The 3,779-nt window shown below is 33.9% G+C and carries 4 protein-coding genes and 1 pseudogene; 4 read left to right on the top strand and 1 reads right to left on the bottom strand.

All coding sequences use genetic code 11. The features are described from left to right. Nucleotides 1-322: pseudogene (locus F6K13_RS23120) on the top strand (ABC transporter permease); the annotation flags it as partial. A gap of 876 nt (nucleotides 323-1,198) precedes the next feature. Further along, complete coding sequence (larE, locus tag F6K13_RS23125) at nucleotides 1,199-2,026, top strand: ATP-dependent sacrificial sulfur transferase LarE (RefSeq protein ID WP_124146982.1); 828 nt, start codon at nucleotides 1,199-1,201, stop codon at nucleotides 2,024-2,026. Nucleotides 2,027-2,115: 89 nt separating this feature from the next. On the opposite strand, the gene F6K13_RS23130 is transcribed toward larE, so the two are convergent. Further along, nucleotides 2,116-2,262 carry a hypothetical protein gene (locus F6K13_RS23130; RefSeq protein ID WP_161564681.1) on the bottom strand — a complete coding sequence of 49 codons (147 nt, stop codon included), beginning with the start codon at nucleotides 2,260-2,262 and terminating at the stop codon, nucleotides 2,116-2,118. 796 nt (nucleotides 2,263-3,058) lie between these two features. Between F6K13_RS23130 and F6K13_RS35355 the strand changes: the two genes are divergently transcribed. Beyond that, a complete protein-coding gene (locus tag F6K13_RS35355) occupies nucleotides 3,059-3,424 on the top strand; it encodes a hypothetical protein (RefSeq protein WP_338043247.1) in 366 nt (121 codons plus the stop codon). Between the two features lie 135 nt (nucleotides 3,425-3,559). Further along, nucleotides 3,560-3,736, top strand: a complete 177-nt coding sequence (locus tag F6K13_RS35360; RefSeq protein ID WP_338043248.1) for a hypothetical protein — start codon at nucleotides 3,560-3,562, stop codon at nucleotides 3,734-3,736. Nucleotides 3,737-3,779: the final 43 nt, after the last annotated feature.

A 3,779-nucleotide genomic window follows, 5' to 3' on the forward strand; every position in this document is an offset into this window, starting at 1 on the left:
TACTGCAGTAGCAATTTTATTTGGTGTATTTACCAGTTCCCTATTAGCGACATTATTTACATTTTGCATTTATTTAATGGGGAATTTAAGTAGAGATTTGGTTAAATTGGGTGAGTTAAGTGATAATCCTGGAATTAAAAAGTTAATGATGGGATTATATGTAGTATTGCCAGATTTAAGCAGATTAGATTTGAAAAATGATTCAGTTTATGGTCTACTGCCAAGTATAGCTACTTTAGTTACTAATTTTGGTTATGCTTTGCTTTATACAATGTTGATTTTATCAATTACTATAGCTATTTTTGCTAGGCGAGAGTTTTGAATTGAAAAAAGTTTTAGGTGGTAGGTTTGAGGTTGTCGCTGAGAAAGTTTGAGCTAATATTTATACAATTTTTCTAGTTTGGAGGTACAAAATTTTAGGAATTTAGGGAGTAGGAAGTAGGGGGTAGAGAAAAGAGATTAATTTTAAAACTGTACCTCACTATCTGGGCAAAGTGTTCTAATTTCAAGAATCGTAGGAAATTGAGAATTTCCCCACAAAACCTGACTAGGGAAACTTGGATTTGAAAATGATTTGAAAAAATAATTTATCTGGTTTTTCTTAAGTCAATTAACTAGAGGAAGCTTTGAGCTTGTAGGTGAGAAAAGTTGGGTAATAGTTAATTCTAGCAATGGCAGTTAATTGAGAATTTCCCCAGAAAATCTGACTAGGGCAATCTTGATTTAAAAATGGTATTAGAAAAAATAATTTGTCTGGTTTTTCTTAAGTCAATTAACTAGAGGAAGCTTTGAGGTTGTAGGTGAGAAAAGTTGGGCTAATAGTTAATTCTAGCAATGGTAAGGAATGGATGATTTTTCCACAAAATCTGACTAGGGCAATCTTGATTTAAAAATGGTATTAGAAAAAATAATTTGTCTGGTTTTTCTTAAGTCAATTAACTAGAGGAAGCTTTGAGGTTGTACAAAAAACTGAGTAATAAGTGATCAATAAAAATAGTAGCTGTATTTCCACCGCACCCTACTAGCATCTATAAGCAACTTCCATTACTACTCTTGACTTATGGAATCTCTAAAACAACAGAAGATCTAATATGTCTTCTTCCTTCTTCCTTCTTCCTTCTTCCCTCTTCCTTCTATAATTGCTATAATCAATAATAATTAAATTAACAACAGTAAAAATCAATAAATAGAGAAAATAATGTTAACAAAAAAACTAAAAGAACTGAAAAAAATATTTTCAGAAATGGAGAAAGCTTTGATTGCTTACTCCGGCGGAATAGATAGCACTTTAGTAGCAAAAGTTGCTTATGATGTATTGGGAAATAAAGCTTTAGCTATAACTGCTATTTCTCCCTCTTTATTACCTGAAGATTTAGAAGATGCTCGTATTCAAGCAGCAGTAATTGGCATTTCCCATGAAGAAGTAGAAACTAATGAAATGAAGAATCCAAATTATACTTCTAATCCTATAAATCGTTGTTACTTTTGTAAAAGTGAATTGCATGATACTCTTAAACCTTTAGCTTTAAAGCAGGGTTATTCTTATGTAGTAGATGGGGTAAATGCAGATGATTTACGAGATTATCGTCCTGGTATTCAAGCAGCAAAAGAAAGAGGAGCTAGATCGCCTTTAGCAGAATTAGGAATTAGTAAGTTTGAAGTTAGACAACTTGCTAAAGAATTGGGTTTGCCTTGGTGGGATAAACCAGCTCAACCTTGTTTAAGTTCCCGTTTTCCTTATGGGGAAGAAATTACTTTTGAAAAGTTACAAAGAGTTGGTCGTGGGGAAAGATATTTGCGAGATTTGGGATTAAAAAATTTACGAGTCCGTTCGGAAAAAGATACTGCCAGAATTGAACTTCCGCCAGAACAAATCAAAGAATTTGTGTTGACAATAAATTTACCTCAGTTGGTAGAAAGATTTAAAGAGTTTGGGTTTATTTATGTCACTTTAGATTTAGAAGGATACCGGAGTGGGAAGTTAAATCAGGTTTTGTCACCGGAGGTATTGGGAGGAAAAGTTTAGGGTAGATTTCCGAGAAATTAAATTATTTCCATAATTAGGCGAATAGTGGCCACACTTGCTCCGCCAATACTATATTTGCTCTTTATGTCCTAAGCACCTTGGGGACTGCTATATCTACTTACTCTCTGTGTTGCGGATGTCGCAATAGTCAAATCATTTTCTGAAGCGCATAACTTTAGAGTTTGCAGTAGAAAAATATCTAACTCCCCTTCTATTACGGATGTCGCAATAGTCAAATCATTTTGTGAAGCACATAACTTCCGAGTGTGTAGTAGAAAAATATCTACTTCCCCCTCTGTCAGGGCAAACGCATCTTATTTTGCCGTCCCCTATATGTAGTGTTTATTTGATTTTATAGACACTATATGTTGAAAGTCTATTGTCAACAAGCGCAATAAAACCCGGTTTATTGATAATTACCCCTAGTTTATTGACGAGATGCGTTTGCCCTGCCCCCTCTGTGTTGCGTATGTCGCAATAGTCAAATCATTTTGTGAAGCGCATAACTTCCGAGTGTGTAGTAGAAAAATATCTACTTCCCCCTCTGTGTTGCCTATGCCGCAATAGTCAAATCATTTTGTGAAGCGCATAACTTCCGAGTGTGTCGTAGAGAAATATCTACTTCCCCTCTGTGTTGCGTATGTCGCAATAGTCAAATCATTTTGTGAAGCGCATAACTTCCGAGTGTGTCGTAGAGAAATATCTACTTCCCCTCTGTGTTGCGTATGCCGCAATAGTCAAATCATTTTGTGAAGCGCATAACTTTAGAGTGTGTAGTAGAAAAATATCTACTTCCTCTCTGTGTTGCGTATATCGCAATAGTCAAATCATTTTGTGAAGCACCAAAATTTGAGGGATGTAGTGGGATCTAATACCAATTTGGAAAAAGAATGTTACGAATAATAAGAGTCATTAAAATACTTTATAGGAGATATCCATTGGACAAAAAAGATAAATTGTGACCTAATAAATAGTATCAAAGCTATTTATTCTGACTCCTGACTCCTGACTTCTGACTCCTAAAAAATAACTATGACAATTAAACTAGAAAAAATAGTACCTTGGGGTCGAAATCTTGACGAATATATTTCTATGTTCAACCTTACCCCAGAAGAGAAGAAATTAAAAATTCTCGACTGTGCATCAGGACCATCAAGTTTTAATTATGAAATGACTTTTCAAAGATATAATGTCATTTCCTGCGACCCAATATATCAGTTTAGTGCTGATGAAATTTCTCAACGTATTCAGGAAATTTCTCAAAATATGATTGACCAAGTACAGGCAAATTATGATACTTTTGTTTGGCAAAATCTACAGTCGCCAGAAAATCTACTAAAGGTCATAATGGCAACAATGGAAAAATTTTTATTAGATTTTTCTGATGGGTTTCAGTAAAAACGTTATTTAACTGCTGAATTGCCGAAACTTCCTTTTAATAATCACAAATTTGATTTAGCTTTATGCAACCATTTTCTATTTTTATATTCTGAGCATCTCTCAGCATAATTTCATCTAGAATCAATTTTAGAAATGTGTCGAGTTGCCAAACAAGTACGAATTTTTCCTTTGCTTAAACTTTCTGGAGAAATTTCATCATTATTAACACCAATAATTGAAAATTTAACAACTCAAGGATATAAAGCAGAAACTAAACAAGTAACTTATGAATTTCAGAAAGAAGGCAATCAAATGTTGCAAATATTTTGAAGAAGGAAGGAAGAAAAAATGGATGGGGACTCAAACCCCGACA

The sequence above is a fragment of the Okeania sp. SIO2B9 genome (assembly GCF_010672505.1).
Classification (GTDB): domain Bacteria; phylum Cyanobacteriota; class Cyanobacteriia; order Cyanobacteriales; family Microcoleaceae; genus Okeania; species Okeania hirsuta.